Origin of the sequence: Phenylobacterium sp. (assembly GCF_004799515.1) — a bacterium.
In the GTDB taxonomy this organism is placed as follows: Bacteria; Pseudomonadota; Alphaproteobacteria; order Caulobacterales; family Caulobacteraceae; genus Phenylobacterium.
In genome coordinates, this window is the sequence record NZ_SSMX01000056.1 from 1 (window position 1) to 25,964 (window position 25,964).

Consider the following 25,964-nt stretch of genomic DNA (forward strand, 5'->3'; position numbering starts at 1 on the left):
CTACGACGGGTGACCCACGAGAACGTCGACCTCAACCGCAACTGGGTCGACTTCAATTCAGCGCGCCCAGGGAACCCCGGCTACGAGGCGTTGGCCGACCTCATCTGTCCCAGGGCGTGGACGATTGAGGCCCAGGCCAAAGCCAGCGAGGGGCTTTCGGCCTATGTCAGCGAACATGGATTCATGGCGCTGCAACAGGCGCTTTCCGGCGGTCAGTACAGCCATCCCCTCGGCATCTTCTTTGGCGGCGATCAGCCGACGTGGTCGCGCCGCGTTCAGACCGTCCTCTTCGAGGGCTATCTGCGGGGCGCAGGCCGCATCGCGATCATCGACTATCATACGGGCCTCGGTCCGTGGGGCTACGGCGAGCAGATCGTGGTCGATCGCCCCCAGTCGGAACGGTTCAAGCGCGCCGCGCGCTGGTACGGGGCCGCCGTCACGTCCCCCTTCGCTGGCGGTGACTCGGCCTCAGCGGAGATCACGGGGGATGGCCTGAGCTTTGCCGCGAGCTTGCTGGGGCATGCCGAGGTGACCGGCATGGCTTTGGAATTCGGCACCAAGCCGGCCATGGCGGTGCTGAACGCCCTCCGCGCCGACGCATGGCTTCATGCCTACGGCGACCCACGGTCACCCGAGGGGCAGGGGATCAAAGCCGAGGTCAGAGACGCGTTTTTCACGGACGCCGATGATTGGAAGGGAATGATTGCCGGCCAGTCCTTGCTAGCGACCCGACAGGCATTGAAGGGCCTGAAGACCTGACCCTTCGACCGCATCTGACTGCGCAGGCGATCGTCGAGGGGATTACGCTGATTTCGGCCGACCGGTTGGTCTTGGCCTATCCGGGGCCATCCCATCCGCGCTTTGAGCGGCCGCCCACGCCCTCCGGCAGCTGAATTGGCCACGCGGCTCCCCGGTGGCGCGGCTTTCACCCATCACGCCTCTTCTGGACCGCGCCCAAGTCATCACGGCTTCGAATGCTTCGCGGGCCGACCCAAACAGCGACCTCTTGGCAGTTGTCCACGCGAGGGTGTGAGGCTCAGACTAGCGAACGCGTTGATTCTGCAGCTCGTACTTCGCGCCCGCTGCGCGGCACTGGAGGCCGGGGATGAAGACGATCGCCGTATTGTCGCGCAAGGGCGGCGCGGGCAAGACAACAGTGGCGGTGAGTCTCGGTATTGCCGCCCAGCAGGCTGGTCTCAAGGCGGTCGTAGCGGACATTGATCCCATACGCTCCGCCGCCGTGGCGCTCCGTGGCCGCACGGCGCCCGCCTCGATCTTGATCGAAACCACGCCGGGTAAGCTAAGGGCCGTAAGGGATGCGTGCTGGCGCAATGGGTGCAATCTGCTCATTGTCGACACCCCGCCCGCTCCAACGAGCGACGTGGTCAAAGCCATCGATGTAGCCGACTTTTGCCTTGCGGTGGCGCGGCCCTCGGCGCTGGACATCGCCGCCATTCACTAGACCATCCAGCTTATCTGGCAGCGAAAGCGCCCCGGGCTCGTCGTTCTAAACCAGTGCCCGCCAGCGCGGAACGGCGTCGAGGCGGGACTCACCCGCCGTGCGCTACAGGCGCTTGAGTTCGGTCGACTGCCGACGGCGGAGACCAAGATCCGGAGTCGCCTATGTTACCAACGGGCGGCGGGCGACGGGCAGGGCGTGACGGAATTTCAGCCGCGGTCCCACGCCGCCGTCGATCTGCAACGACTGCTGGTTGAAGCGGGTGAACGGATCGCCCGCAATGCGGGAGGTGACCGCGAAAACCCGGCGTACGAGAACCGGTCATTTGCCGAATATTCTGCGGAGCTCGACGATCATTGGCGGCCGTCGCTGCCGATGGTCGCAGCCGGGTCGGCGCTTTGGGGGGACATCCTTTAGCCTCCTGAATTCCCGGCATGGCGGAGGCGCTCGCCGGAAGCCTCGCAGCGACCGCGAAGTGAGCTTAGGTCACCGATCGGGTGCGGCGGGTCCTCATCGCCCGAAGTGTACTGTTGCGCCGCAGGGCGTTTCGTAACTGCGTCACGCCAAGTCGCTGGATTGGATGCGCCGAGCACCCGGCAGGAGGGCGCGTTCGGGACTAGCTCCGCCAATCGGGATCGGCGCAGCCATGCGACCGCAAGCAGACGCAACTTCCCTCTCCGGGCCAGCCCGTCGGGTCTTGGCGTCGATGCCCGTTTCGGGCTGGTGCGCCCCCGGCGGCCCAGGCTCACGCCAGCGCGCGCGACAAGGAAGTGGCTGATCGGCCCTTCGAGGGCGGGCCGTCCGCGAGCGGCGTCGCGGGCGAAAGCCGGTCCTCCCCTCTCGGACGCGGCCCGCGCGCGGGGGAAGGGGAAGCCCTTGCTGCGGCCGACTCCTCCAGCAGGGCGCGCGCATTGGGTCGCCGGTCATGTGCGCCCCAGCGATCTGCGAAGAACCGGGCGCGGAGTGCGCCCGGGCGGCGGCCGTCCCTGCGTGAGGCCCGCCGCCGGAACTCTTGAGGTCCAACGAACGCCGCCCCCACCGCGGCGCCCAATTGGCCACGTCAGGCGCGAGCGACGCCGCCACCGGCTGCAGAGCGGATCGGAGCGCGCGGTGCGGCGCCGGCCGATGCGTCCAAGACGCCAAGGCGCTCGTCGATGGAGCGCACGATCATTGCCGCCGCCCATTTGTGCGCCGTGAAAAAGTCCGCGAAGGCCGAGCCCGCCACGGGCACAGCGCCGACCACCGTGCGGCAGGCGAGCAGCAGCGCCGCCCCGCCGAGGACGGCTCCCGGTACGCCGGCGCGGGCGCCCTGCACGACGATGAAGGCGCCGGCGACGGTGCTGTAGAGGTCCCCCAGGCCGGGCGCCCAGCTCAAGACCCCATCGATGCCGAGGCTGAACGGACCGATGTGGACGAGGCTATCGGACAGGCGGCCGACCAGGGCCACGCTGTCGCGGATCGAACGGAGCTCATCGTCGGATTTCATCATCGGAGAAGTCCCAGTTGGGCGCGGGGCGCCGGCGAATGACGGATTGGTTTTGGGGCGACCTACTCGGCGGCGTTGGCGTCGCGGGGGCCATCGCTTGCCGCTTTGGCCGCATCGCGCCTGCGCGCCATGGCGGCCGACACGCTGTCGGCGGCGCGGCGCACGCCCTCGTAGACCCGGCCATCGAAGTCCGCCATGCGCTTCTCAAAGGTTGAATTGGGTCCGATCGCGTCGTTGATCTTGCGCGCCAAGATCGTGAAATCATCCTGAAGTTTGCGGCCGGCGCCTTCGAAGTCAGTTCGCGGCTGCTCGCCGAGGTTCATCCGCACCGATTGGGCGATGAAACCCGATCGCGTCATGCCGCGCGCCTCGGCGGCGGCGTCTAGCCGCTGCACCAGCCGCTCGCCCAGGGAGACGTTCACCCGAATGGGCGGATCGTCGACGGCGACGTCTATGAGCACCGCGATGACGCCCGGGTCCATGGCAATCTGCTCAATGGGCGTCGCCTCAGGCCAGGCTTCGCCGACGTTCGCCAGGGCCTGAAGGTGGTCGAGCGCGACGCGCTTGGCCTCAATGACGAGGCTCGCCACATCATCGCCGCTCGCCATGCAATCCGGCAGATCCGGGAACGTGGCGGTGTATCCGGTCGCTTGCGCCCCCCGGATCAGGGCGACGAAATGGAGCGTATTCATATGGGTCCTCGATCCGCGAGGTCCGTAGATTGTGTATTTTTGCGCAAAAACAAGCGGCGCCGCGGAACATCGGTCGCCCACATGCTTTCTCACCTCGCCGCGCTGCGCGGCTGGAGGGCTACCGAATGTCTATTCTCGCTTGGCTTGTCGTGGGCCTGATCGCCGGTTTCCTGGCCAGCAAGGTCGTCAACAAGACCGGAGAAGGTCTGATCGTCGATATCCTGTTGGGGGTTGTCGGCGCGATGGTCGGCGGCTTCCTGTTCAACCAGTTCGGCCATTCCGGCGCCACCGGCATCAATCTCTACAGCATCTTCGTGGCGTTCATCGGCTCGGTGATCGTGCTGCTGATCTATCACCTGATCTTCCGCCGGCGGGTCATCTGACCCCATCCCCCAACCCGTGAGAAAGAGACATGAACAGGGACACCGCCAAAGGCGCGACCCAGAAGGCCGTGGGCTCGATCAAGGAAGCGGCCGGCAAAGCCACCGGCAACAAGAAGCTGCAGGCCAAGGGCGTCGCCGACAAGGCGGCCGGGTCGGCCAGGGAAGTGGTTGGCAAGACCAAGACCGCCGTCAAGAAGGCGACGAGATAGCGGTTTCATGTGCGTGTCGAACGTCGCGGGCCTGGTCTGCCGTTGGGCTGCAACGCCCAAACTGAGCTCGGTGCAGGTCATCCCGCCGGCCCAGGCGTATCTGTGCTTGGGCCGGCGATCCACACGCGGAGTCGGGGTCCGATTTCCCGGCTGAGTGCGGTCGGATGTTTCGCGGGAGAACTGAGTTCTCTGGCCACCTCCGGGCCGCAGGACACAGGCGGCGCCGGCCACGACGAGCAGGTGGGGGTGTGCCGCGACTGTGGGCACCTGGCCGTGACGCTCTGCAGGGCGATGAACATCCCGGCGCGGTATTACAATGGCTACCTCGGCGACATTGGCGTACCGCCCGTCGATGCGCCGATGGATTTCAGCGCCTGGTTCGAGGTCTACCTCGAGGGCGGCTGGTACACCTTCGACGCGCGTCACAACGCGCCGCGCATCGGCCGCGTGGTCATTACTCGAGGCCGTGACGCGGTCGACGTGGCCATGACGAACTCGATCGGTGCGTCGGTGTTGCGGGATTTCGCGGTGATCTGCGAAGAGGCGCAGAACGTTAGCGCTATGACCGCCGGAGAGCTGATCGCAGCCGAGTAGGTTGTCGCTAGATAACCTGCTGGCGCCTCGTGTCAGCTCGGCCGCGATGCAACCTTGCTCACCGGCTCAACAGGACCCAGGGGCGCGGGGACGAGTTCCCGCGGATCAGGTGAACCTGGGGAGGAGCGTGGCGGACCGACCGTCGCCAGCACTGCAAGACGCGACCAAGAAGGGCCAGGCGGACCGCCGACCGGCAAAATTGGGCGAGCAAGCGCGGCGACGCGACGCTCACTCCGGCGCGTCCTCATCCTCGCCCTTATCGTCGTCATCGCCACCGCCATCCGGGATGTCCTGAGGATCTTTTCGCGACGGCGGATCGCCTTCAGTCAGTTGGCCCGCGTTGCGTTCTTCCGGCTCAGGCTGGTCGGGGAAGTTGTCGGCTTCGGACATCGGGCATCTCCCTGCTGTTCAGGGCCAACCGGCAAAGGACGGGTCGGGTTGCGCCGATTGGAGCGGTTCGCGGGCGCTTTCAGTCTTTGCGGCGCAGAGCGCGCAAATCGGCGCGCCTTAGCTCCGTCCAAGCAACGTCTTCGCCCACGCTCCTGAGGCTGGAGACCATTCCCTCGGCGAGATCGACCGCGCGCTGTTTGCTCTGGAAGGGTCCCATTCGTGGGGCGCCCGTGACGAACCAGCTACCGTCTTGCTCGGAAACCTAGAAGTTCATCCACGACACGGCATCGCCTCTCCAAGCTTAACCTTAGGTCGCCGCCCTTGTTCCGTGGAATCCCTTTTATTTCAACTCCATAGTTAACGCGCGGGTTCGAGGACACGCTCTTGGGTCAATGACTGAGCTGCGACGCTGGCTTGTCGCGCTTCAGCTTCGCGGCGACCACGGATCACGGTGACGCGCTCGAACAGGCTAGGGCGAACATCCGCAATAGGCTTGGTCCGTTGAAGACCGGAACAGACCACGCGTCGTCTCCAACCACGCTTTTACCCCTGGTCCGATCCCGCATTCATCGCTGAAGACTCTGGGCCGCGCCGGTTCCAGCGGGGCGCATTCCGGCTGCACATGGCGTGCTGGGACCAGTCTTGGGATTTGCCTCAGGCAGCCAAACGAGTGGCGTGGATTCGGGTCGAGCCGGCCTCGACCCGGATTTCGTAGTGATTCGTCTGGAGGATATTGAGCGCGTTTCGAGGCCGGTGCGCGACGACGTTGACGCCCCCGGCGTGCCTCAGGCTGTCGAACAGCAAGCCATCGCCGCCGGCGGACCGGATGTCCTCGCCAAGGGCCTGTCCGGCCGCGTAGCTGTCTGGGGCGTAGACTTCGGGTCTGGAGGCCTGCTGGCCGCGGATATCCAGATAGGCGCCGGCGAGGTCCGCCGTGTAGGCCCGGTACGTCCGGATCAGATCCGCAAATCTCGTGGCATAGGCTTCACGCCGCAGATGGTGGGCGACCTCGGTCACCGCGGTGGTGAGGTGAGCGGAGGCATACCATGCGCCCAAGTCCGGCCCGTTGAAGCGCATGCCGCCCGCCGCCACGTGCAGGAACGCCGCCATGACGACACTCGAATTGGGACGGCCGAACACCCACTCCGACCGAGGGAGACGTGCGACGCGCTCGGCCACGAGGCGATCATTGGTCCAGCCGGCAAGCTCCATGACCGCCTCCAGATCGGCAGCCGTCGACACCGTGTCGAAGAGGCCGATAGGCGGAAACTTCGAAGGAATGAGCCGGAAGCTGGGGACCGGCGCGGGCGCGTAGGCGTCGCTCAAGCGAAGACGACGTCCGCGTCGGTGTAGGGCTCGAAATCGCGATCGATCTCGTTCGGCGCCATGTAGAAGCCGCCCCGCGCCGCGTCCAGGAAGCGGCGCACGACCATCAGGCCGTCCTGGGTTCCGCTCGTCACCAGCGCTAAGGGAGGCTGGCCGCCGAAGGGCAGGGCGCGGTGCGGAGTCCGAAGCCAGGCGATGGCTGCGGGCTCGTTCGCCTGCAGCACGCCAAGCGCCTGGTGGATGCCGAGCAGGGCGGAGATGCGCGTGAGGACGTCCACGTCGAGCGTGAACTCGCGGTGTTCCCGAGCCGCCCTGACCCAGCCGTAGTAAGCTGAACGGGAGGGTAGTCCGAGCACCAGGAGGCGCTCCGATTCCGTGAGACCCCAAAGGTCCGTGATCGCCAGAAAGGTCCGAAGTCCGGGCCCGCTCAGCCGCCGCCGATTGGGCGGCGCGAAGCGACTCGGCTCAAGGATGTGCGGACCGGCCACGATGCTGGGGCTGGCTTGGGCGGCTTTACGGGCCACGGGAACCTCCGTTCGGATATGCATATAGTCCAAATATGGACTTCGAGCAAGGTTCCGGGTGGTAGCGCTCAACAGTAACGCACGCGCAGGGCGCGGCCTGCGCTCAGGACCGCTGTTTCTGGCCGCTGGAGGCTTTACGAGCCTAGGCTGATCACCGAGCGCCCCGCGCCGGGGCGGCATCCGCAAAAACGCCGCCGAATCACCGGCAGATGCGATCGCGCTTTACGCGGTTAGGACCGTTTAAACTGCGGCCCCTGCGCCGCTCAGGCGGCGAAATCGCGCCACGACACGCAAGTTTTTTTCGGTGTTCCGCCGATGATGTGCGGCGACGTCTTATGGGGCTTCCGGGACGCAAATATTTCCGCAAGCGGACGGTTCACCGCGGTTGCGTAGCGCGTGGATCGTGTAAAACGCGGAAGCAAGCGTGAGTTGAGTAATGCAGCCAATGGCTGAGTCGACGGACATAGCGGCCAGCCGGAGCGCCACGCTCTCACAGGCGCTTCGGCGGCTCCGACATCTGCGGGGCTTGAGGCCGGGCGAAATGGCGGATGCCATGGGCATGCAGCGGCGCACCTACGAATACTTCGAAGCTGGCCGCGGCAAGATCAATGTCGACCGCATCCACCAATTCGCGAGAGTCCTCGACGTAGACCCCTACGCGATCCTGGCCGCGGTCGAAATCCGCTCGCCGGGCTTCGCGGTGGCCTGCGCCGAACAGAAGCTGATGACCGTTTTCATGGTGAACCTGCAGGAGTTCGACGCCAAGGCCAAGGAAACCGTCGCGCGGCTGAACACCGCGACCGTCGTCGCTGGCTTCACCCGGATGTTCGACGCCTTGGCGCGCGAGGCGGCGGAAGGCGAAGACTTCCTCGGCGCCCGGATGGGGGAGGGCGACCGCTGGACGAAACCAAGCGCTGAGCTGCCGAATGGCGATCGCGATGGTCCCGAGGACGATCCGGAAGCGGCGGCGGACACCTGACCGTCGAGACTAGAGGAGCACGTCTTCGAGCAGGCCGTCGCGTCGCGCGCGCACCACGGCCTGGATGCGGGTCCGGACGCCAAGCTTCTCGCACGCGCGCTCGATGTAGGCCTCCACGGTGCGGGCGGAGAGCCCAAGGATAATCGCGATCTCGGGGTGGAGATCGCCTTTGCGCCAAAGGAGCTGAAGATCGCCCAGGAGCTCTCCGAGCGGATCGGCGCCTACACCTACGAGGGCCGCTCACGCAGCCGACCCGCGGGCCTGAGCCACGGCCACCGCAGCAACACAGAGTCCGACCAGCGCCGCCCGCTCATGCTGCCGCAAGAGCTGATGCAGATGCCAGGCGACCGGCTGATCGTCCTGCGCCCGGGGATGCCGGCCGTCCGCGGCCGCAAGATCGTCTATTGGCGCGAGCGCCGCTTTACCGGCCGCCAGCAGCCAGCGCCCAGAGTCCCGCCGCATCCCTGCGTTGGTCAGACAGGTTACCCCTTGCCGCCGGCCGCGGCCGCGCCTCCGCCGGCCCCGGACGCCGACCTCCGCCTCGACCTCGGCCTGACCGCCGTCGCAAACGGCCTCGAACCCTTTCCGCCGCAGGGCGCCAGCGAGGCGGACATGACCGACTGGGTCGAGCGCTTCATCGACGCGTCGGTGCGATTGCCCGGAGACCCTGACCATGGCCGATGACGCCGTCAGCCTCAACACCGTGAAAGCCACGGGCCGCCGCTCGACCGCGAAGGGCGACGTCCCCGACGACCTGGTCCGCCGCTACTTCGTGGATGGCCGCGGCGGTCCGGGCCTCGGCTTCTACGCCGACGCCACCACGCCGATCGCGGCCTTCCGCGACCGCGGCGATCGCCTGGTGACCGCGCGCACCGACCCGCACGTCATCCGCCACCTCACGGCCATCGCCCGCCACCGCGGCTGGACGAAGGTCACCGTCACCGGCGAACCGGCGTTCAGGCGGGAGGCGTGGCTCGTCGCCCGGGTCGAAGGCCTCGAGGTGCGCGGCTATAGGGCGACTGAACGCGACATTCAGGACCTGCAACGCCGTATCGACCTTCAGCGCCGCCGAGACGCCTGGGACAAGCTTGGGCGCGAGCTCGAGGCGCGGCGCGCAGAGCCGGATCCCAATCGGCGCCGCGCCAAGGCCGCCGCGCCCTTGCGCGCCGTCGAGGCCGTGGTGGCGTCCCGCGTCGCCGATCCCGTGGTCCAGTCCCGGCTGCTGGACGCGGCGCGGGCCCGCGTGGCGGGTTGGCTGGAACGGGGCGGGCGCTTCGATGACCCGGAGCGCGACCGCCCCGCCGCGGCGGGGCGCCATCGCGGACGAACCCGCTAAGGACGAATGCGGGAACGAACGGGAGCGGCCCCGAAGACGCGCCTCAACTCGCCGCATCAATCCGGTCAGGGCGCTTTGCGGATCTGCCGTCGAGTTCGGTGCCCATTTTCACCGCGCTGCGGCCACCACTCTTGCGCCGCATCGATGACAGTCCTGGGCTGAGGAATCTGGATCATCTGGCCGCAGTTCGGCTCCATGATCAGCTTGCCGATGCTTGCGGAGGCCCGAACCCTACCTGCCGACGCCAACCGCCTTCGCGCTCAGCCCTCGGGATATTCGAAGCCGCCGGTCGGCGGACCAGAGGGCGCGAGGGGCTGGGTGAACGGGCTCTCGTAAGGCTCCGGCGGCGGGCTCGGAACGAAGGGCGCGCTGAAGGCGGGCGGCGGTTCGACCGGCGGGGGCGGGGGCCGATAGACCGGCGCTTCCTCGATCGGTGGCGCGGGTTCTGGTGGCTCCTCGACCGGCTGGCCACTGGACCCGCCGCGGTAGATCGGCAGGTTGATCACCGGGTCGGGCGGGGAAATCGAAATCGGCGGTTCGACCGGTGGCGGCTCGACGGGTCCCCCGGGGTCGTCGTCGATCCCGCCGCCGGTGGGAAATCCGCCGCGCCATCCCAGGCCGTCGCCGCCGGGAGGTGAGCCGAAGGCGATGCCGGTCCCGCCGCCGCCCGTCTGGCCGTAGACCGGGCCATCCCAAGCCGCGCCGGGATCTCGAGGCGGGTCATCGGACGGGGCGCCGACGGGCAGGAATGGCCACCCGCCGCCCACGGACGCGCGCTGCAAGTTCGGCGGCTCCCAGGCGCCGGCGGTCGGCATGACCGGCGCCGCGGTGGGGCCCGAGCGAAAGATTTGACCGAGTTGCGATAGGATCGGCCAGCCTTGGAAGATCGACGGTCGCGAGATCGGCAGGTTGTCGGGAGGCGAGCCCCAGGCCGCTATCCTCGACGCCCGGCGCGCGGGGTTTGTGTCTTGGGCCGCCATCGCGGTGTCGGTTGTCGTGTCGGTCGGGCCGGGCGTCACGTCCGAACGCTTCCGCTTGCCGCCGCCTGGGGTCGGGGGTTTCGCGGACTTGCTCTTGTTGCGGGCCGCCGGGCTGGGCGGGGCGCAGAGTTCCGGGGGAAGGGTGGTCTGGACGCCTCGCCAGGCGTCTGGGGGCACGATCTTGCCTTTGTGGACCCCGCGCACGAAGTCGCCGATGTTGACGTTGGTTGGGCGCTCGCTCACCGGAAGCTTGTGGGCCCGGTCGAGCGCGTCGAAGAGCTTGACCATCCCCTCGGCGGAGACGCCCGGAAACTCGTCGCTCTTGGCGTATTTGTCAGCTATTTCTTCGTTGTAGACGAATTCCTTGAACTGGCCGGCCGCCTGATTGATCACGAATTTCTCTTCCAGGACCTTCTGGATCGTGTCGCGGCCGTGGGCGTTGACCATCTCCGCCTTGACCTTCTGGTACGCTGGGTCCGAAGGTTCGGTCCAGTCTAGGAAGGCCGGCAGGAACCGGCGCGTCGCCACCGGCCAGCGGGCGCTCGATTCGAACCGCAGGCGCAGGTGCTGCAGCTCGTGATAGAGCTGGATGGCGAGGACGACGACCTCGGCGCTGGCCTTGTCGATGTGCTTGAAGCCTTTGCGATCGAAGGTCTGGAGGCGGCTCGCGGCTCGACCGTAGATGTCATAGAAGATCGTGGGCGGATGCTCGGTGGCGTCGAGGAACGGCACAAAGGCCGGAAGTTCGATTTGCCCAATCCGGCGTGACACGCCGTTCGCGTCCCGGTCTTCCGCTAATTTGGCGGCGGTCTTCGCCTCGCCTCCGTCCTGCCGGACGATGCGTCTGAGAAAGTCAGTTGGGTCGCCGTGTTCATCCTGCTGCCGCGAGACTATCAGCAACTTGCCCTGGTCCAGCGGAACCTCGAGCAGGTTGGAATAGGGGATCATCTCGCCGTCGAGACTGGCGAGCTTGTTCCAAACGGCGGTGTAGAGTTCCTGCCTGTTGCGCTCGCTGTAGCCGATGAAGTCGGTGAGGGTCATGCGCGCCGATCGTCAGTCTTTCGCACCGCCGGCTTGGCCCGCTGGCGGGCGTCCCAATTCTCGATCAGATCGTCCAGCGCTGCGACGCTGAGGTCCAGCTCGTCGGCCCCGTTCAGCACTTGGCCGGCCGAGAGGTTATTGGCGTCGCAGAAGCGCTGGAAGCTTGGTCGCTTGAGCGAGATCGGCAGATTGAGAACGTTCTGCAGCCACATGGTCAGCGCCTGGCGCAGCTCGGCATCGGTGAGCTCGCTGACGTTGAGCGCGCGGGTGAACTTCTCGAGGATCTCGTCCCCGGCCTCGCGTAGCGCGAGCTGGATCTTGCCGCCATAGCGCTTGCCGAGCTGGTGAGCTGCGTCGTGGATGATGCGGCTCGCGCGCAATGCCGTCTTCTGATCGAGACCGAAGTCTTCCAAGACCACCCGCGTCTGGGCCACCAGGGCGTCATGTTCGGCCTCGGCGAAACTTTCCGGTGTCGCGCACCAGTGGGACAGGTCCAGCAGGTTGAGGGTCTCCAGCTGGCGCAGTAGTCGGTGGAGCTTTCCGTTCGGAATCTCGTGAGACGCCGACAGCAGGGCCCCCACCAGCTCGGTCCAGCGTCCTCGCTCGTCAGCCCATCGGTGGTTGCGTAACAACACCGCGGCGTCGTTGTGCGCCAGCAAGCGGCGGAGCTGAAACCGAGCGTCGTCTGTCTTAAGCACACGCAATCTCCCGATATAAGAACCTTGGCTTAGCCGGCGGGCGGCACCTTAAACTGGGCGTAGTATTCGGCGCGTAGGGCCGGCATCTGGTCCGGCTGGATGTCGACGTAGTCGTTCTCGTTCAGCCACTGCATGAAGCCTTGCTCGCTGGGCTCTGTCGCCCCGCGGATGAGCGGATTGGGGGCCACGCTCCTGGTGCGGATCGCGCTCGGGTCCGGGGCCGGAGCAAGGCGCGCACCGCCGGCGATCACTCCTACGACGGGCCCCAGCAAGGCCAAGCCCACGACCTGAGGCAGATGCATGTTGCCGGAGATGTGGGTGATGACCAGCCCGATGATCGCCACGGCCTCGACGCCGACGCTGATGAGGATGGTTCGCAGGATTTTGCGGTGCAGCAGCAACGCCAGGACCACGGCGATCAGGCCTGCGAGCATACTGTAGAACACCGCGCCCGACACCAATGACATCGCTGTTCTCCCAAGTCGATCAACTCTGACATGCGTTTTTCGACCTGGCTACTCGCGCCGGCGCGCGCCATCGTTGTTCGGTTTCTCGTGCAGCGTCGTCTAGAGAAGTGGTCGCACCGAAGGCGGAGGAGTGTCGGCGGCCTGGGCGCCGGGCCCGGCGAGGCGGCGCCCACTCACCGTTGTCGCGACCGGTCCTTCCGCGCGTCCCCCCGGTCTTGATGCAGGGCGCGACTGGCGGCGCGCAGCTCCCGCGCCAGCGCCAGGCGCTGGGTGTCGGGGGGCGGCAGGCCGCGCACAAAGGTCTCGACCTGGGCGCCCAGCTCACGATCCCGCGGGCCAGCCGACCGCTGCAACAGATTGGCCTGGGCCAGGTAGAGACCGCGGACCTGGCGCTGCCGCGCCGCCAGCCGGTCTTCCCAGGGTACGGGCTGGTTCTCCCCGCCGAACGCCGCCCGCGCAGCCGCCTGATAGGCCCCGCGCCAAACCTGGGGCGGCCGCCCCAACCCGGCCTCATGCCGCTCCCGGATCCTTCGAAGGGGCGTTCGCTCAGCCTTGCGCGTAACGCCTCGCGCCCGGCGCGGCGTGGCCTCGGCCTCAATGCCGCGGTCGCGCAGCGCCTGGGCGAACACCTGCCGCCAAGCCTCCAGATCGGCCTTCTTCGGCGCGAGCCGTTCGCCCCTGTGCCCAAGTGAACGGACGACCAGGTGGACGTGTGGATGTGTGGTGTCGGAATGCAGGACCAGCACGTAGTCGAACCGGTCGGCGAACACCTCCGCCGCAAAGGCCCGGGCCGCGTCCCGGACCGCCAGCGGCGCGGCGCCGCCGGGCATCGACAACACCAGGGAATGGCTGAGGGGCGTCGTGGCCCGCCGGCGGCGATCCGCCAACGCCAGCGCGCTCCAGTCCTCGGCCAGTTCGCGCAGGGGGGCTCGGCCATCCAGCACCGCGCCGTCGTGATCCTCAAGACCCAGCTCGCCATGCCGCGCGACGTAGTCGAGATGCGCCCGCAGGTGTCCCGGGTCGCGGGTGCGCCCGGAGACCTTGACCATCACTTCAGGCGCGCGCCGCGCCACCCGCGCCAAGCGCGCCCGAACCTCCTCGCCGGCCTGCGCTGCGCCGTTTGGGAGGACCGCCTCCGGCCTGCGCCGACGGGGCCGCACTGGCGGCCGCCAGGCCTCCTCGAACCCCTCGACCAACGGGAAGTCGCTCACAGGTCGGCCTGCCAATAGGCGAGGTTGCCGTCGAAGGCCTCGCGCAGCGCCCGCAAGTGTTCGCGGATCTCGGCCCGGAACGCCGCCAGGCTGGCCACCTCCAGATCCAGCGCCTTGCCCTCCATCACCGCGGTGTTCAGGGCGCGGGCGATCTGGTTGATGTTGACCCCGATCCGCCGCAGCTCGGCCTGGATCGCCAGCACCGCCAGCGCCTGGTCGGCGGGAAAGGTGGGCCCCTCATGCAGCCGCCGACGCGCGAGCGCCGCCACCCAGGCGTTGGGCGTCAACCCCATCTCCGCCGCCGCGGCGCCCAGTCCACGGGCGTCCGCCGCGGTCAGCCGTACGGTGAGTTTCGCCGGCCGCGCCGCCAGTCGCCCTGGCGCCGATCCCCGACTCGCCGGTCGATGACAGGCCTCGCCGATGAGCTGGCGTAGGGCGGGGGACCGGCCGCCCCGCGCGCCCGCCCAGGCGTCGAAGCGGGCGCCCAGGTCGTCCGGCACCCGCACATTGAAACTGACCACTCGACGCTCCGCGTAAACATCCGCCGCCGCGAAGGCTATCCTGCCCTCAACCGCGTCCCTTCAAACTGACGCCTCCCCTCGACGCCCGCGAGCCCGTAGGTCTACGGCTCCCGGGCGACACCCGCCGCGCCGCGGGCGCGCCCCAACCGGGCCAGGTGTGAGGACGGACCCGGGAAGCCCGCCGAGCACTGCAACGTCGCCGCGATAGGCTAGGGCGCCGGCGGATGCGGCCGGGTGTCGAGCGCGCCACGAAGCTCAGGTTCCAGTTGTGCGTGGAGATGGCGCTCGGAAGAACCACGAAGGGGTGGGCTCCAGCAGCGCGTCCCCGAAGTCCTGTTGCCCGGTGCTGGGAAGGCCGGACCGAAGCCAGTTGGATTTGGGCGCTTCGCCCGGTTCCACCGCCCGGACGTCGGCGGGATCGGCGACGCGGGACGCGGTCAGGACCTGGGGTACGACGTTGAGCGCGGGGTGTGTTATGGACGGCGACTTCGAGGATCGTCGTGGCGGGATCCAACGCGCCATAGACCGCGCGGACCCCCGTGTTGTTCCAGCGCCCCGCCGCGGTAGGAGCCTGCCGCACTATCCCAGGTCGACGCGAACCGCGCCTGGTCCAGACGCCAGACGATGTGGTCCGCGGCGCCGGGAGCGGGGTCGTGTGTCGAGGCCGCACTCAAGCCGGGTCAGGTGGTCCTCGACCAGTTTCCACGCCGGCGGGCGTGGCCATCAGGTCGATGGGCTTGCGCTGATCGAGGCCGAGGGCAGGCCGCTCGAGCCAATATTCGGCCCCGAAAATCGGCGTGGCGCGGCTCAGGGTCTCGGCGAATGTCCTGGCCCCGCCGCCCTGTTCGCGGCTCAACGCCTTGGCCGGCCCGCCTGCTCTCCGCGGCTAGGTCCGCAGGCTCATGCCCACCGCCTTGCCGGGGCGCTCGGTGGCCTGCAGCACGACGAGGTTGGTCACCAGAAAGCGCAGGGCGGCGGACGGCGGCCCGGTCACCAGGAGGTCGTGCGCGTCCAGGGGGACCGGCGATGTGGTGCCGCAGCCCCTTGCGCGCCCCAGGCGCTGTTCGACCTTCTCGAACGTGGGGCCGACGACATCGCTCACGAAATCGATCCGGCGGCAGCTGTCGCCTAGCAAAAATCAAGCTGTCGCTCCGGCGCTTCGACGCGCGACCGTCAATCGATGGCGCTAAGCCGAACACCAGCGCCCGAGGCGCACAGAAAGCGCCCCACCGGTGGGTGGGGCGCATCTGCCGGGGTCAGTGCGCGCTGCGGCTGCGGGACCAGATCAGGCTGTGGACCTCATCCATCTCCACCAGGGAGGCGTAGATCGCAGCCGGGAAGCTGGGGTCATCCAACTTCACGGAGAGGAAGTCGCCATTGTCGCCGGTCTTCAGCCAGGCGGCGCCGAGTTCGGCCTTGCCGGCGAAGATGCGGTAGTCCGGGGACTTCGGATCGGTCTTCTCGTTCGGCCGGAAGCTCGCGGCCCTGACGTTGAGGCTGAGGGTGTTGATGGCGCCTGAGAAGCTGCCGTCGCTGTTCTTGGTGAAGGTGCCGATGGTGGCCATGATGACGTCTCCTGTCTTGCTCGGGCCGCGCCTGCCGCGGCCGCGATGACGATCGGGAAGACCGGTCCGCCAGGACGGCGTCGCAGGCCACGTCCCGGAGCGCAGCGGAGGACGGCGGCGGCCGGCTGCCTTGCCTCGCGAGGAATGGCCCGAAGGGGCAGGGGAGGGCAGCCGGCCGCCGCCGTTGCGGCGACGACCGGACCGGTCCAGATCACGTCGAAAGCGGCTGCGGGAGCGAGCCCGAGGCCCAGGGGTCGTCAACGGCCCATCCCGGTCCCGCCAGGACGGTGTCACGTCACAGTGTCGCCAACGCCCCATCGACCGGCGTGAGCGCAGCCCGGCCACGACGGTCCCAGGTCCCGCCGGACGCGGCCTCAGAACGTCTGGGTCGTCGAGGGCTCGGCGCTCTCCTCGCGTGACCCGGCGTAGCGCATGCCCAGGCCGATCATCCGGATCTGTGCGGAGCGGCGGTCGATCCGGAGGTCGGGCTGCCCGATGGTGGTCCGCTGGCCCTGGCAGACCAGATGGAGATAGCGGGCCGGCGGCGGATCGGCCTGCCCTCCGCGCGACCGGCCTCGCCAAGGCGCGGCCCAGGCGCGATCACCAGATGGCGCATTCAGCGCTCCTCACCGCGACCCGCAGAAATCATAGCCCCGCTTGCACCTGTCACAAGCCGGTGTGACCGTGGCCGTCTCAACGGGAGGAACCATCATGCTTCGCACTTTGGCTATCGTCGCCGCGCTCGCGCTCTGCGCCTCCGCCGCCGACGCTCAGAAGATCGACAAGAACGGCCGGTGCCACGACGCCGCGGGGAAATTCGCCAAGGCCGAGGTCTGCTCGGGCGCGAAGGGGCCGGCCATGGCCTCCGCCTATAAGCTCGACGCCAAGGGCAATTGCCACGACGCCAAGGGCAAGATGGCCAAGAAGGACCTGTGCGCGGCCAAGTAGCGGCCTGCGCAGGGCGCTACGCAGCCCCGTCGTCCCCACGGCCGGCGGGGCTGTTTCGGTGCCGGGGACGCTCGCCCCGGACGATCGCCGCCAGCCGCGTCATTGCGATTTTCACGCTCACGGCCCGCCGGAAGGCTTCTTTGAAGGCCTCGTGGTCATCGGGCCGCCCCGGCTGCGGCTCCTCGTTGCGCATCGCGGGCTCCCATGCTCCCGTCAGACCATGTGCAATCTCTACAGCATCGCCACCTCCGTTGCAGAGTTCGCGCGCGCCGCCCGCGCTGATGGCGGCTCCTTTCACAATCAGCCGCCCATGACCGGGGTCTACCCGGACTACGCCGCGCCCGTGGTCACGCACGACACCGCGGGCGGCCGGGCGGTGAGGTACCTGCGCTGGGGGATGCCGTCGTCCAGCCAGGCGCTCTTTCAGGCGGCCAGCAAGCGGGCGGACGCCCTTCGCGCGAAAGGTCAGGCGTTCGACTTCAAGGAGCTGCTGCGGAGGGAGCCCGACCGCGGCACGACCAACATCCGCAACACCTCAAGCAAACACTGGCGGCGCTGGCTTGAACCGGAGAGCCGATGCCTGGTCCCCATGACCTCCTTCTGCGAGCCCGACCAAGTCGGCGGGTCCCGGCAGAACATCTGGTTCGCGCTCGATGAGAGCCGTCCGCTGGCCTTTTTCGCGGGCGTCTGGACACCGTGGACCTGCGTCCGCAAGACGTCCGAAGGCGAGGTCGCGTGCGAGGTCTTTGGCTTCCTCACCACCGAGGCCAACGTCGAGGTGAGGCGGCACCATGACAAGGCCATGCCGGTCATCCTGACGGCGCCGGCAGAGTGGGACGCGTGGATGAGCGACAAGCCCTGGCCAGAGGTCGCGCACCTCCAGCGGCCGTTGCCGGATGGCGCGCTCAAGATCGTGAATCGGGGCGTCAAGCAGGATGAGATCGCGGCCGTCTAACGGGCGTCGAACGTCCGGTGACCGCCGATGGCCTAGTGGCCGCTCGCGACCCATGGCGGACATTCTGCGCCTGGCCGGTGCGCGCGGTGTTCGACGATGCGTCCGCGGTCGACGCCCTGCTGGCGAAGGCCGGCCTCTAGATCGCGGTTGCATACCTGTCAGTTCTAGGCATTATACCTTTCAGTTCGAGGTATCAGGGCCGGCAGCGATGGCGTCCACCAACCCCAGTTTCATGAACGGCGTGCCGGAGCTCTTGGTGCTGCGCCTGCTGCGGGGCCGCAAGATGTACGGCTATGAGATCGTCCAGGCGATCCGCGAAGAGACGGGCGAGGTCGTGAGCCTGGGTGAAGGCGTCGTCTACCCCGTGCTGCATGCGTTGGAACGCAGCGGCGCGATCACGTCCGCACGCCGCACAGTCGGCGGCCGCAGCCGCATCTACTATGCCCTGTCGCCCAAGGGCGTCTCGCGCCTGACGGAGCTTACCGAGCTCTGGTCGCGGATCACCGGGGCCGTGCAGCAGGTACTCGTGGGAGGCGGTCGTGCAGGCCTCGTTTGACCCGCTTTGGCGGCGGCTGCTGCAAGGCGGGGTGCGGCGACGCCCGGCGCGCCGATACCTGGCCGAGCTGAGGGATCATCTGGATGACCTCATCGCCGAAGAGCGCCGGGCGATGAGCGATCCGCGCGAAGCGGAAACCCGGGCGCTTTCCAGACTAGGGAGCATCGAGATGCTGGCCGACGCCATGATCGAACGCCGCGAATTCCAGGCCTGGGGCCGCAAGGCGCCCGTGGCCGCCTATCTGATCGCGCCCGCCGCCGCCCTGGCGGCGATCACGGCGCTGACGGTGGTGGGCGTGGTGGTGACGGTGAAGCAGGTGCAAGCCGGCGCCGGCGCGGGCGCCTTGCCCGGCTGGCTCAGCGAATTCGCGGCCCGCATGATGTTCTTCAGCCACGCCATCCTGCCGTTGTTGCTCGCCTGGGCGCTGGGCGTCGCGGCGTTCCGCAACCGCTCGGCCCCGCTCTGGCCGGCCAGCGGGATCGTCGCGCTGGCCGCGCTCGGCAGCATCTTCCACCCGATCCTGACGCTGCCGACCGCCACGACGCACGGCGAGGTCTCGATCTCGCCGGACGGGATCGCCGGGTTCGCGGTGCTGCTGGCGGTCGCGGCCTTGCCTTACGCGGCGCTGTTGGTCAGGCGCAGCGCGCGGGAGCGCCAGACCGGCTGACTACGGCCACGCTTGCCGCCGAGCCTATTGAGCTACAGGAGCGCCGATGAACATGTCTCGACTGTCGTGGCTGCCACTGATCGTTACGGCCGTCGCGTCCTGCGCGACCGCCGCGCCCGCGCATTTCACGCTGGGGCGGCCAAGCGGTCCCCCCGTTGACTGGTACCTCGACAGACAGAGCGCCTCTGGCAAGCAGGGGATCCTGGTCATCGCCCAGGGGTCCGGCTGCGCTTCGGTTGTGAACAATCGAAATGTGGAGGCGGCGAAGAGCTTGCTGCCGGACTTCACGGTCGTCACGGTCGAGAAGTACGGAGTGGCCCCAAGTGCGGCGCCAGGCGGTGAGGCCGATTGTTCGCAGGCCTATTGGGCTCACCACACGGTCACCCAGCGGGTCGAAGACTATTCCGCGGTGATCGGGCGCCTGAAGAAAGCGGCTTGGTGGAACGGCAAGCTCGTCCTCTTCGGCGGATCCGAGGGCGGCGCGGTCGTCCAGATCCTCGCCGCCAGGGTGAACGCGGACGCCTCCGTCATCTTCTCGTCCGCGACCGGCATTCCGTTCCGGGACGCGTTCGTCCAGGTCATCCCGCCCGAGCTGGCGGTGCAAGCGCCGTCACAGCTCGAACGGGCTCGCCGCAATCCGTTGAGCCCGGAGGTCTGGGGCGGGAATTCCCTGCGGTGGTGGGCGGACATTGCCGACCGGCCTTTGTGGGAGGACGCCCTGAGAGCCAGGGGCGCTCTGCTGGTGGTCCAGGGCGCGCGGGACAGATCCAACCCCGTATCGTCAGCGAGAGCGTTTCGGGACCAGTTCGCGACGCGCCATCGAGGCAATCTCACCTACTGGGAGTATCCCGACTACGACCACGCGATGGTCGACAGCAGCGGCGTCTCGCACCTGTCCGAGGTGCTCTCGAGAATTTCAGGATGGCTTCGCCTGAAGCTTGGCAATTAGGTTCATCACCTGGTTAGTTGACGTCCGCTTTCCACCCATTGGCGACGTTTGAAGAGTCCGCAAACAGCCAGAAACGGTCCGTCCCGTCCGTCCCGAATGCGGACTCTCCGAACGCCTGCCAAGGGTGGGTAGCCGTCATTGGCTGCTCGCCGAAAAGCGGACCTTCGCCGCCGCCTTGGGTAATTGCCCATGAGGCTTTGGCCGCTGTCGTGGATTACCCTCAGCGTCCAGGGGTTCGAGGCATCGCTCGCCCGGCTCGAACAGGTTCGCCTTGCCCCATTGGGCGAGCGCGATCAGCACGGGCAGCAGGGCGCGGCCCTTGTCCGTCAGCAGATAGTCCTGATGCGCGCCGTCGCCCGGCGCCGTGGATAGGATGCCCTGGGCGACAAGCACCTTGAGCCGGGCCGCCAGGATGTTCTTGGCCGCGCCGAGATTGCGCTGAAACCCGCCGAACCGTGTCACGCCGGCCAGGGCCTCGCGGACGATCAGCAGGGTCCACCAATCGCCGACCACGTCGAGCGATCGGGCGATCGGACAGGCGTCGCCTTCAAAGCTCTTTCTTTTCACGGATACCGCACTCCTCAGGGCCTTTCGCGGAATATGGTTGCATAATTAAACCATTTCGCGGATATGGGTCATCCAGTTGCGAAATTAAACCAAATGGGCCGGCGATGTTCAAACCAACTGCAGGAGCGGCAAGCTTTTGGATCGCCGCGTTGCTAGCCGCACTGTCGGCATCGGCCGCCGCCGCCCAGGGCATTCCGTTCGACAAGATTGAGCTCAGCACCGAAAAGCTGGCCCCGAACGTCTATGTGCTGACGGGCTCTCCAGACGTCGATCCGGGCCATCCGGAGGCGGCGGGCGGGCGCATCGGCCTGCTGGTCGGGCCGGACGGCGTGGTCATGGTCGACGCCCAGTACGCGCCGCTATCGGACAAGGTTCTAGCCGCGATACGGCGGATCAGCCCGGCTCCGATCCGCGTCCTGATCGACACCCACGAGCATCCCGACCACACCGGCGGCAACCCCAACTTCGCGCGGATGGGAGCGATGATCTTCGCGCGCGAGGAAACCCGCGAGGAACTGCTTCAGCCCCTGCCCGCCGCGGTCGGCGCGGCGGCGTCCGGAACCGACCCGGCCCGGCTGCCCGTGGTCACCTACGGGCTCGGCAACCCGGTAAAGCTCCATCTGAACGGCGAGACGATCGACCTGATCCCGCTGAAGGCGGCGCATACCGGCGGCGACACTATGGTCCGTTTCGAGACCGCCAACGTGATCATGATCGGCGATTTCTACCGCAACTACGGCTACCCGTTCATCGATCCCGGCAACGGCGGCAGCCTGCAAGGCGTGCTCGACGCGGTCGACCTGACCATGACCCTCGCCGGGCCCGATACGGTGCTGGTCCCCGGCCACGGAAGCATCATCCGCCGCAGCGATCTGGTCCCCTACCGCGCCATGATCCTGGACGTCAGAGGCAAGGTCCAGGCCATGATCGGCCAGGGCAAGACCCTGCCCGAAATCCTGGCTGCAAAGCTGACCGCGCCCTATGACGCCAAGGTCCCCGGAGGCCTGGCGCCGCTTCCCGCCGGCTTCGGCAACAGCGCCGACCGCTTCGTCAGTCTGGTATACGCGGGACTCGCCAAGCGATGAGGGCGGTTCAGCTGGCGAGCCTGATCGGGTTCGGGTTGGCGGGGTTTTTCCTCGCCGCGCCCCGGCTCAACAGGTTGAATCTGGCTGATGCGCTCAGCCTGCTGCTGTCTGTGCACGTCTTCCGTGTCGTGGCGCTGTTCGTCATCCAGGCCCAGCATGACGGCTACCAGATCTCGAACACCGCCGTGACCGAGATCGTGGTGGGCGATCTGGCGGGCGCGGCGATCGCGGCCGTCTCGATCATGCTGCTGCGAAAGGGCGCGCGCCTCGGCGTCCTGCTCAGCTGGCTCCTGATCTTTGAGACGGTTATCGACATCGCCGTCGGCATTCACCGAAAGGTTCTTGAGCCCATAAGGGTCGGGGTCGCAGGGCCGCTGTGGCCGGTCCTCGCCGTCTTCGTGCCGCTGATGATCGTGACGCTACCCCTTCTGGCGTGGCAGTTGATCACCCGCGGTAAAGATTCTCTTTCCAATACCTAAGCGATCTTGCCCAAACCGGAACCTCCCAAAGTCCGACATGGGTCGGTTTCACCCGTTGGCATTCTGCCCGGAACTCGCCGTTGGCGGGTTCATCGCGACCGGGCCGAATCCGGACGTTGCCAACGGAAGAGATGAGTCGAGGCTGTGTAAAAAAGCGAAGCAGTTCAGAATCCTGACATCACGGTGTTGGGGGCTTCCGGATGGTGTCGGAGTCCTCCTCATAGGTGGACTGCGTTGGCCGGAAGAAGTCGGTGCTCATGGCTCCGCGTTTGATCGGCGCGGGCATGTCTTCTGGTCCCGAAATCGAGGAACTGTGTAAGACACGTGTAAGTCGTGGGAAACGACTAACCCGTTGATTTGGCTACGAAGGCTACGGGTAGATGTCGTTTTGAGGCGTACCTAGCGGCGCAGCGCAGTGAGATCGGCAGCCGCATTCTACGGGACGCCGCTGAGCCCCGCGGCTCGCCGTGATGAAACAGACATGAGTCCGCTCGCCGGCTAAATTCTGCGCGTGTTCCGAAACCCGCGAAGATCGACGCGACACGCCCAGCTCATGGACGACCTAGCGTTTCGGCGCCTTGGCTTTGGTTGTCTTGCCCCGACGTTTTGATCCGAGACCTGCCGCCTTCGCGAGGGCTGAGCGCTGCGCGGAATACACTGCCGCGACAATGGGGTAGTCGTTCGGCAGACCGAACTTCTCGCGATAGGTCTGCGGCGTGAACCCGTGGGTCGAGAGGTGCCGCTTCAATTGCTGGTAGGTGCGGCCGTCGATGAAGCTCACGATCCCATCGGGCCTGATGGAGCGGCGGATCTGCGCCGTTGAGGGGGCGGACGCCTCTTCCGTGGGCGGGGCAGGGGTTGGCTGCATCAGGGCCCCATGAACCGACGCGATCAGAGCGGGCAGCTCACCGATCGAGGACCGGTTCTTTTCGAGATAGTTCGAGACGATCTGTGTGGTGAGGACGAGGAGAGTCGTGTCGGCCATAGGTGGGTTGATCCCGAATTTCCCAAAGATTGGCTGAGTGAGCGCGCTTAGACAATGACACTGCGAGGCCTCACCGCAACGGCGGGGCATCGAGGACTTCGCGGAGTTTCATCGCGAGCTCCTCGACAGCGAAGGGCTTGGGCAGGATATCGACACCGGGGTCGAGCACCCCGTTGTGGACGATGGCGTTGCGGGTATAGCCCGTCGTGTAGAGCACCCTCAGATCAGGATTGCGGCCACGAAGCGTGTCGGCGAGCTGACGGCCGCTCATGCCGGCCATCACCACGTCGGTGAAGAGAAGGTCGACGCGCGGGAGGGCGTCGAAACGGTTGACCGCCTCCTCGCCGCTCGCCGCCACGTGGACCGTGTAGCCGAGCTCCCGCAGGGCTTCGCTGCTCATCAGCCGCACGGCCTCGTCGTCTTCGACCACCAAGATGACCTCGCTTTGAAAGGCGGCCCTCGGGGGATCGCCCTCGGTGGTCGAGGCCAGGGCGTCCTCAGCGGCGGCGAAGGTGCGCGGCAGGTAGATCTTCACCGTCGTGCCCTGGCCCCGCTCAGAATAGATCTTCACGTGGCCGCCAGACTGTTTGACGAACCCGTAGAGCATCGAGAGCCCAAGGCCTGTGCCCTTGCCGACCGGCTTGGTGGTGAAGAAGGGGTCGAAGACTTTGGAGATCGCCTCCGGCGGAATCCCCGTTCCGACATCGCTGACCGCGATCATCACGTACTGGCCTGGCGCTACGCCGACCTCGCGCGCGGCGTAGCGTTCGTCGAGGTGGGCGTTGGCGGTTTCGATGGTCAGCTTTCCCCCGTCAGGCATGGCGTCGCGGGCGTTGACCGCCAGGTTGAGGATCGCGCTCTCCAACTGGTTCGGATCGACATGGGTCAGCCAAAGGCCGCCGGCCAGGACGGTCTCCAGCGCGATGCGCTCCCCAAGGGTGCGCCGAAGCAGTTCGGACATGCTGGCCACAAGTGCGTTCAGCGCCACAACGGAGGGCGACAGCGGCGACTGCCGCGAGAAGGCCAGCAGCCGCTGCGTCAGGGTCGAGGCCCGTGTCGCGCCCTCGCGTGCGTGATTGAGGTGTCGCTCCACGCCGGAGCCGCCTCGCACGAGATGGCGCTGCGCGATGTCGAGATTGCCGATGACGATCGCCAGCATGTTGTTGAAGTCGTGGGCGATGCCGCCGGTCAGGTGGCCGATCGCCTCCATTTTTTGGGATTGCCGTAGCGCCTCCTGCGCCAGCGCCAGTTCCCCGGCCGCCGCCTTCTCGGCAGTGATGTGCCGACCGCTCGCATAGACAAGGTCGCCCTCCGCTGACGCGACCCACGAAATCCACCGGTAGCTGCCATCCTTGTGGCGGATGCGGCTTTCGTAAGCGGGCAGGCCCTCCGATATGGCGCGATCCAAGGCCTCTGCGCTTCGGGGGGCGTCGTCCGGGTGGTTCAGATCAAGGTGATGGCGCCCGACCACCTCGGACTCGCTCCAGCCAAGGATTTCCGTCCAGGCGGGATTGGCGGCTGTCAAGACGCCTTGGGCGTCGACGACCGCGATCAGGTCCTGCGTATTTCGCCAAAGGCGGTCCCGCTCGCGGGTGCGCGCCTCCACCTGAAGTTCAAGCGTTTCGTTGAATTGCTGGAGTGCGTCTTCGGCCGCCACGCGTTCGGTGATGTCGAATCCATCGACGAAGATGCCAACGATCTCGCCGGACGAACTGCGGATCGGCTGATAGACGAAGTCGATATAGCGCAGCTCGACCGCCGACTTGGCCCCCCGTTGCAGGCTGGCGGGCACGCGGCGTCCAACATAGGGGTCGCCCGTCGCGAAGACGTTGTCCAGCAACTCGAAGAACCCTTGGCCTTCAACCTCCGGCAAGGCCTCCCGCACCGCCTTGCCGACGACTGCACGGTGGCCGATCAGCTGGGTGTAGGCGTCGTTGGCCAGTTCGAAGCGGTGCTCGGGTCCGCGCAGCACCGCCATGAAACTCGGTGCGTGCTGAAAGAGGTCCCGCAGGAAAGCCCGCTCGGCTTCCAGCGCCTCGTTCGCCTCCCGAAGCGCCCTCTGGGCGTCCTGCAGCTCGCGTTCGGCCTTTATTCGCTCGGTGATTTCCACGGCGGTGACGAAGATGCCACCAATGCCGCGAGGCGCCGCCGGATCGGGAACGGGGCTGTAGCCAAGGGTGAAATGGGCGTCTTCCCAGCGGTCCTGAAAGCGTTGGATCCGCAGGAGGGTGTCGTCGGCGAACACGGCTTCGCTGGCGCCGCTCATGATCGCGAGGTGGAAGGGTTCGATCTGCGGCCAGACCTCGGCCCACGCCACGCTGGCCGGCAACCCCAGCGCCCACGGATGTTTATCGCCAAGGATCGGCCGATAGGCGTCATTGTAGATCAGGGCGAACTCAGGCCCCCAGCGAAGCGCCATGGGGAAGCCGGAGGCGAGGACGATATCCACCGCCATCTTGAGGCTTTGAGACCAAGCTTCGCGCGCGCCCAGGGGCGTGGCGGACCAGTCCTTCGCGTCAACCAGGATCCGCATTTCGCGAAACGGCCGCGGCGCGAAGTTGGCTGCAGGCGCTGAGGTTTCCGACATCGTTCGCCTGACTCCAGGATGATGTCGCCTTCGGTCAGGTCGGCGAACTTATGCAATGGCTGATCGCGGGGCCCCCGCTTCGAACACAAAGTTCGCTGTCAGCAATCGAAGGGGGAATGTTCCGGCCTAACTGAACGTTCCCACCGGGTCGATCATCGCAGCGGTCTGCGCGCGGAGCCGCGCCTCTTCGCGCCTGCGGCGGTCATCCAGGACACGAAAAGCGGCCTCGCCCGCGTCGAGGCGGGAGCGATCGGCGCGGCGCACGGGGTTTCGGTCACCGTCGGACGGCGCTTTCGCCAGCATCCGTCTTGGCGTCTGACAGGTC

General features: G+C 67.2%; 36 protein-coding genes. 17 read left to right on the plus strand and 19 right to left on the minus strand.

Going from position 1 to position 25,964, the window contains the following annotated elements; translation table 11 throughout:
- The 3 genes from E8A49_RS22825 to E8A49_RS22835 all read left to right on the plus strand — a co-directional run.
- The coding region (locus E8A49_RS22825) for a DUF2817 domain-containing protein (RefSeq protein ID WP_293386607.1) at window positions 1-759 on the plus strand (759 nt) is incomplete at its 5' end.
- 346 nt (window positions 760-1,105) lie between these two features.
- The gene (locus E8A49_RS22830; protein ID WP_293386608.1) at window positions 1,106-1,462 is read left to right on the plus strand and encodes a ParA family protein; all 357 of its coding nucleotides are present in this window, start codon (window positions 1,106-1,108) and stop codon (window positions 1,460-1,462) included.
- Window positions 1,463-1,657: 195 nt separating this feature from the next.
- Window positions 1,658-1,876, plus strand: a complete 219-nt coding sequence (locus E8A49_RS22835) for a hypothetical protein (protein WP_293386609.1) — start codon at window positions 1,658-1,660, stop codon at window positions 1,874-1,876.
- A 643-nt stretch (window positions 1,877-2,519) separates the two neighbouring features.
- On the opposite strand, the gene E8A49_RS22840 is transcribed toward E8A49_RS22835, so the two are convergent.
- Together E8A49_RS22840 and E8A49_RS22845 are read right to left on the minus strand one after the other, a co-directional pair.
- Complete coding sequence (locus E8A49_RS22840) at window positions 2,520-2,948, minus strand: DUF4112 domain-containing protein (RefSeq protein ID WP_293386610.1); 429 nt, start codon at window positions 2,946-2,948, stop codon at window positions 2,520-2,522.
- A gap of 59 nt (window positions 2,949-3,007) precedes the next feature.
- The gene (locus tag E8A49_RS22845; RefSeq protein WP_293386611.1) at window positions 3,008-3,637 is read right to left on the minus strand and encodes a type II toxin-antitoxin system HicB family antitoxin; all 630 of its coding nucleotides are present in this window, start codon (window positions 3,635-3,637) and stop codon (window positions 3,008-3,010) included.
- Window positions 3,638-3,762: 125 nt separating this feature from the next.
- Here E8A49_RS22845 and E8A49_RS22850 point away from each other — a divergent pair, with 125 nt between their 5' ends.
- The 3 genes from E8A49_RS22850 (at window position 3,763) to E8A49_RS22860 (ending at window position 4,823) form a co-directional block, all read left to right on the plus strand.
- A complete protein-coding gene (locus E8A49_RS22850) occupies window positions 3,763-4,020 on the plus strand; it encodes a GlsB/YeaQ/YmgE family stress response membrane protein (protein WP_293386612.1) in 258 nt (85 codons plus the stop codon).
- Between the two features lie 29 nt (window positions 4,021-4,049).
- Window positions 4,050-4,229 (plus strand): CsbD family protein, encoded by a 180-nt coding sequence (locus E8A49_RS22855; protein WP_293386613.1) that lies wholly within the window; start codon window positions 4,050-4,052, stop codon window positions 4,227-4,229.
- Window positions 4,230-4,475: 246 nt separating this feature from the next.
- Window positions 4,476-4,823 (plus strand): transglutaminase family protein, encoded by a 348-nt coding sequence (locus E8A49_RS22860; protein WP_293386614.1) that lies wholly within the window; start codon window positions 4,476-4,478, stop codon window positions 4,821-4,823.
- A gap of 228 nt (window positions 4,824-5,051) precedes the next feature.
- Here E8A49_RS22860 and E8A49_RS22865 read toward each other — a convergent pair whose 3' ends face one another.
- The 3 genes from E8A49_RS22865 to E8A49_RS22875 form a co-directional block, all read right to left on the minus strand.
- A complete protein-coding gene (locus E8A49_RS22865) occupies window positions 5,052-5,213 on the minus strand; it encodes a hypothetical protein (RefSeq protein ID WP_293386615.1) in 162 nt (53 codons plus the stop codon).
- Between the two features lie 654 nt (window positions 5,214-5,867).
- A complete protein-coding gene (locus E8A49_RS22870) occupies window positions 5,868-6,539 on the minus strand; it encodes an RES family NAD+ phosphorylase (protein WP_293386616.1) in 672 nt (223 codons plus the stop codon).
- Window positions 6,536-7,063, minus strand: coding sequence for an MbcA/ParS/Xre antitoxin family protein (locus E8A49_RS22875; RefSeq protein ID WP_293386617.1), 528 nt, complete (start codon window positions 7,061-7,063; stop codon window positions 6,536-6,538). Before E8A49_RS22875 ends, E8A49_RS22870 begins: the two co-directional genes overlap by 4 nt.
- A 445-nt stretch (window positions 7,064-7,508) precedes the next feature.
- Between E8A49_RS22875 and E8A49_RS22880 the strand changes: the two genes are divergently transcribed.
- Window positions 7,509-8,042: a helix-turn-helix transcriptional regulator gene (locus E8A49_RS22880; protein WP_293386618.1), complete on the plus strand. Its 534-nt coding sequence runs from the start codon at window positions 7,509-7,511 to the stop codon at window positions 8,040-8,042.
- A 9-nt stretch (window positions 8,043-8,051) separates the two neighbouring features.
- Here the strand turns inward: E8A49_RS22880 and E8A49_RS22885 are convergent, their stop codons facing one another.
- The gene (locus tag E8A49_RS22885; protein WP_293386619.1) at window positions 8,052-8,159 is read right to left on the minus strand and encodes a hypothetical protein; all 108 of its coding nucleotides are present in this window, start codon (window positions 8,157-8,159) and stop codon (window positions 8,052-8,054) included.
- A gap of 39 nt (window positions 8,160-8,198) precedes the next feature.
- On the opposite strand from E8A49_RS22885, the gene E8A49_RS22890 reads away from it, so the two are divergent.
- Both E8A49_RS22890 and E8A49_RS22895 read left to right on the plus strand, forming a co-directional pair.
- Window positions 8,199-8,726: a type IV secretory system conjugative DNA transfer family protein gene (locus E8A49_RS22890; protein WP_293386620.1), complete on the plus strand. Its 528-nt coding sequence runs from the start codon at window positions 8,199-8,201 to the stop codon at window positions 8,724-8,726.
- Entirely contained in the window at window positions 8,716-9,378 is a 663-nt protein-coding gene (locus E8A49_RS22895; protein ID WP_293386621.1) for an LPD7 domain-containing protein, read from the plus strand. The genes E8A49_RS22890 and E8A49_RS22895 overlap by 11 nt, the downstream gene beginning before the upstream one ends.
- A gap of 260 nt (window positions 9,379-9,638) precedes the next feature.
- Here E8A49_RS22895 and E8A49_RS22900 read toward each other — a convergent pair whose 3' ends face one another.
- The 9 genes from E8A49_RS22900 to E8A49_RS22930 all read right to left on the minus strand — a co-directional run bounded on the left by E8A49_RS22900 (window position 9,639) and on the right by E8A49_RS22930 (window position 15,861).
- The gene (locus E8A49_RS22900; protein ID WP_293386622.1) at window positions 9,639-11,399 is read right to left on the minus strand and encodes a hypothetical protein; all 1,761 of its coding nucleotides are present in this window, start codon (window positions 11,397-11,399) and stop codon (window positions 9,639-9,641) included.
- Window positions 11,396-12,058, minus strand: a complete 663-nt coding sequence (locus E8A49_RS22905; RefSeq protein ID WP_293386623.1) for a hypothetical protein — start codon at window positions 12,056-12,058, stop codon at window positions 11,396-11,398. Before E8A49_RS22905 ends, E8A49_RS22900 begins: the two co-directional genes overlap by 4 nt.
- Before the next feature lie 68 nt (window positions 12,059-12,126).
- Window positions 12,127-12,564 (minus strand): hypothetical protein, encoded by a 438-nt coding sequence (locus E8A49_RS22910; RefSeq protein ID WP_293386624.1) that lies wholly within the window; start codon window positions 12,562-12,564, stop codon window positions 12,127-12,129.
- Window positions 12,565-12,737: 173 nt separating this feature from the next.
- Window positions 12,738-13,613 (minus strand): relaxase/mobilization nuclease domain-containing protein, encoded by an 876-nt coding sequence (locus tag E8A49_RS22915; protein WP_293386625.1) that lies wholly within the window; start codon window positions 13,611-13,613, stop codon window positions 12,738-12,740.
- A 158-nt stretch (window positions 13,614-13,771) separates the two neighbouring features.
- Window positions 13,772-14,296 carry a plasmid mobilization relaxosome protein MobC gene (gene mobC / locus E8A49_RS22920; protein ID WP_293386626.1) on the minus strand — a complete coding sequence of 175 codons (525 nt, stop codon included), beginning with the start codon at window positions 14,294-14,296 and terminating at the stop codon, window positions 13,772-13,774.
- A gap of 46 nt (window positions 14,297-14,342) precedes the next feature.
- A complete protein-coding gene (locus tag E8A49_RS23245) occupies window positions 14,343-14,966 on the minus strand; it encodes an RES family NAD+ phosphorylase (protein WP_366928850.1) in 624 nt (207 codons plus the stop codon).
- Window positions 14,967-15,152 carry an antitoxin Xre/MbcA/ParS toxin-binding domain-containing protein gene (locus tag E8A49_RS23250; protein WP_366928851.1) on the minus strand — a complete coding sequence of 62 codons (186 nt, stop codon included), beginning with the start codon at window positions 15,150-15,152 and terminating at the stop codon, window positions 14,967-14,969.
- A 30-nt stretch (window positions 15,153-15,182) separates the two neighbouring features.
- The gene (locus E8A49_RS22925) at window positions 15,183-15,398 is read right to left on the minus strand and encodes a hypothetical protein (RefSeq protein WP_293386627.1); all 216 of its coding nucleotides are present in this window, start codon (window positions 15,396-15,398) and stop codon (window positions 15,183-15,185) included.
- Window positions 15,399-15,552: 154 nt separating this feature from the next.
- Window positions 15,553-15,861, minus strand: a complete 309-nt coding sequence (locus E8A49_RS22930) for a DUF736 domain-containing protein (protein WP_293386628.1) — start codon at window positions 15,859-15,861, stop codon at window positions 15,553-15,555.
- A 711-nt stretch (window positions 15,862-16,572) separates the two neighbouring features.
- Between E8A49_RS22930 and E8A49_RS22935 the strand changes: the two genes are divergently transcribed.
- The 6 genes from E8A49_RS22935 (at window position 16,573) to E8A49_RS22960 (ending at window position 19,936) form a co-directional block, all read left to right on the plus strand.
- Window positions 16,573-16,809, plus strand: coding sequence for a hypothetical protein (locus tag E8A49_RS22935; RefSeq protein ID WP_293386629.1), 237 nt, complete (start codon window positions 16,573-16,575; stop codon window positions 16,807-16,809).
- 58 nt (window positions 16,810-16,867) lie between these two features.
- Window positions 16,868-17,764 carry an SOS response-associated peptidase gene (locus E8A49_RS22940; RefSeq protein ID WP_293386630.1) on the plus strand — a complete coding sequence of 299 codons (897 nt, stop codon included), beginning with the start codon at window positions 16,868-16,870 and terminating at the stop codon, window positions 17,762-17,764.
- Window positions 17,765-17,781: 17 nt separating this feature from the next.
- The gene (locus E8A49_RS22945; protein ID WP_293386631.1) at window positions 17,782-17,904 is read left to right on the plus strand and encodes a hypothetical protein; all 123 of its coding nucleotides are present in this window, start codon (window positions 17,782-17,784) and stop codon (window positions 17,902-17,904) included.
- Between the two features lie 68 nt (window positions 17,905-17,972).
- Window positions 17,973-18,320: a PadR family transcriptional regulator gene (locus E8A49_RS22950; RefSeq protein ID WP_293386632.1), complete on the plus strand. Its 348-nt coding sequence runs from the start codon at window positions 17,973-17,975 to the stop codon at window positions 18,318-18,320.
- The gene (locus tag E8A49_RS22955; protein WP_293386633.1) at window positions 18,304-18,987 is read left to right on the plus strand and encodes a permease prefix domain 1-containing protein; all 684 of its coding nucleotides are present in this window, start codon (window positions 18,304-18,306) and stop codon (window positions 18,985-18,987) included. The genes E8A49_RS22950 and E8A49_RS22955 overlap by 17 nt, the downstream gene beginning before the upstream one ends.
- Before the next feature lie 52 nt (window positions 18,988-19,039).
- Complete coding sequence (locus E8A49_RS22960; protein WP_293386634.1) at window positions 19,040-19,936, plus strand: hypothetical protein; 897 nt, start codon at window positions 19,040-19,042, stop codon at window positions 19,934-19,936.
- A gap of 135 nt (window positions 19,937-20,071) precedes the next feature.
- Here E8A49_RS22960 and E8A49_RS22965 read toward each other — a convergent pair whose 3' ends face one another.
- Window positions 20,072-20,449: a helix-turn-helix domain-containing protein gene (locus tag E8A49_RS22965; RefSeq protein ID WP_293386635.1), complete on the minus strand. Its 378-nt coding sequence runs from the start codon at window positions 20,447-20,449 to the stop codon at window positions 20,072-20,074.
- A gap of 203 nt (window positions 20,450-20,652) precedes the next feature.
- On the opposite strand from E8A49_RS22965, the gene E8A49_RS22970 reads away from it, so the two are divergent.
- A complete protein-coding gene (locus tag E8A49_RS22970; RefSeq protein ID WP_293386636.1) occupies window positions 20,653-21,588 on the plus strand; it encodes an MBL fold metallo-hydrolase in 936 nt (311 codons plus the stop codon).
- Window positions 21,585-22,067: a hypothetical protein gene (locus E8A49_RS22975; RefSeq protein WP_293386637.1), complete on the plus strand. Its 483-nt coding sequence runs from the start codon at window positions 21,585-21,587 to the stop codon at window positions 22,065-22,067. Before E8A49_RS22970 ends, E8A49_RS22975 begins: the two co-directional genes overlap by 4 nt.
- A gap of 562 nt (window positions 22,068-22,629) precedes the next feature.
- Here the strand turns inward: E8A49_RS22975 and E8A49_RS22980 are convergent.
- The 3 genes from E8A49_RS22980 to E8A49_RS22990 all read right to left on the minus strand — a co-directional run bounded on the left by E8A49_RS22980 (window position 22,630) and on the right by E8A49_RS22990 (window position 25,942).
- A complete protein-coding gene (locus tag E8A49_RS22980) occupies window positions 22,630-23,052 on the minus strand; it encodes a MucR family transcriptional regulator (RefSeq protein WP_293386638.1) in 423 nt (140 codons plus the stop codon).
- 70 nt (window positions 23,053-23,122) lie between these two features.
- Window positions 23,123-25,639 carry a PAS domain-containing sensor histidine kinase gene (locus E8A49_RS22985; RefSeq protein ID WP_293386639.1) on the minus strand — a complete coding sequence of 839 codons (2,517 nt, stop codon included), beginning with the start codon at window positions 25,637-25,639 and terminating at the stop codon, window positions 23,123-23,125.
- 126 nt (window positions 25,640-25,765) lie between these two features.
- Window positions 25,766-25,942, minus strand: coding sequence for a hypothetical protein (locus E8A49_RS22990; RefSeq protein ID WP_293386640.1), 177 nt, complete (start codon window positions 25,940-25,942; stop codon window positions 25,766-25,768).
- Between the last annotated feature and the right edge of the window lie 22 nt (window positions 25,943-25,964).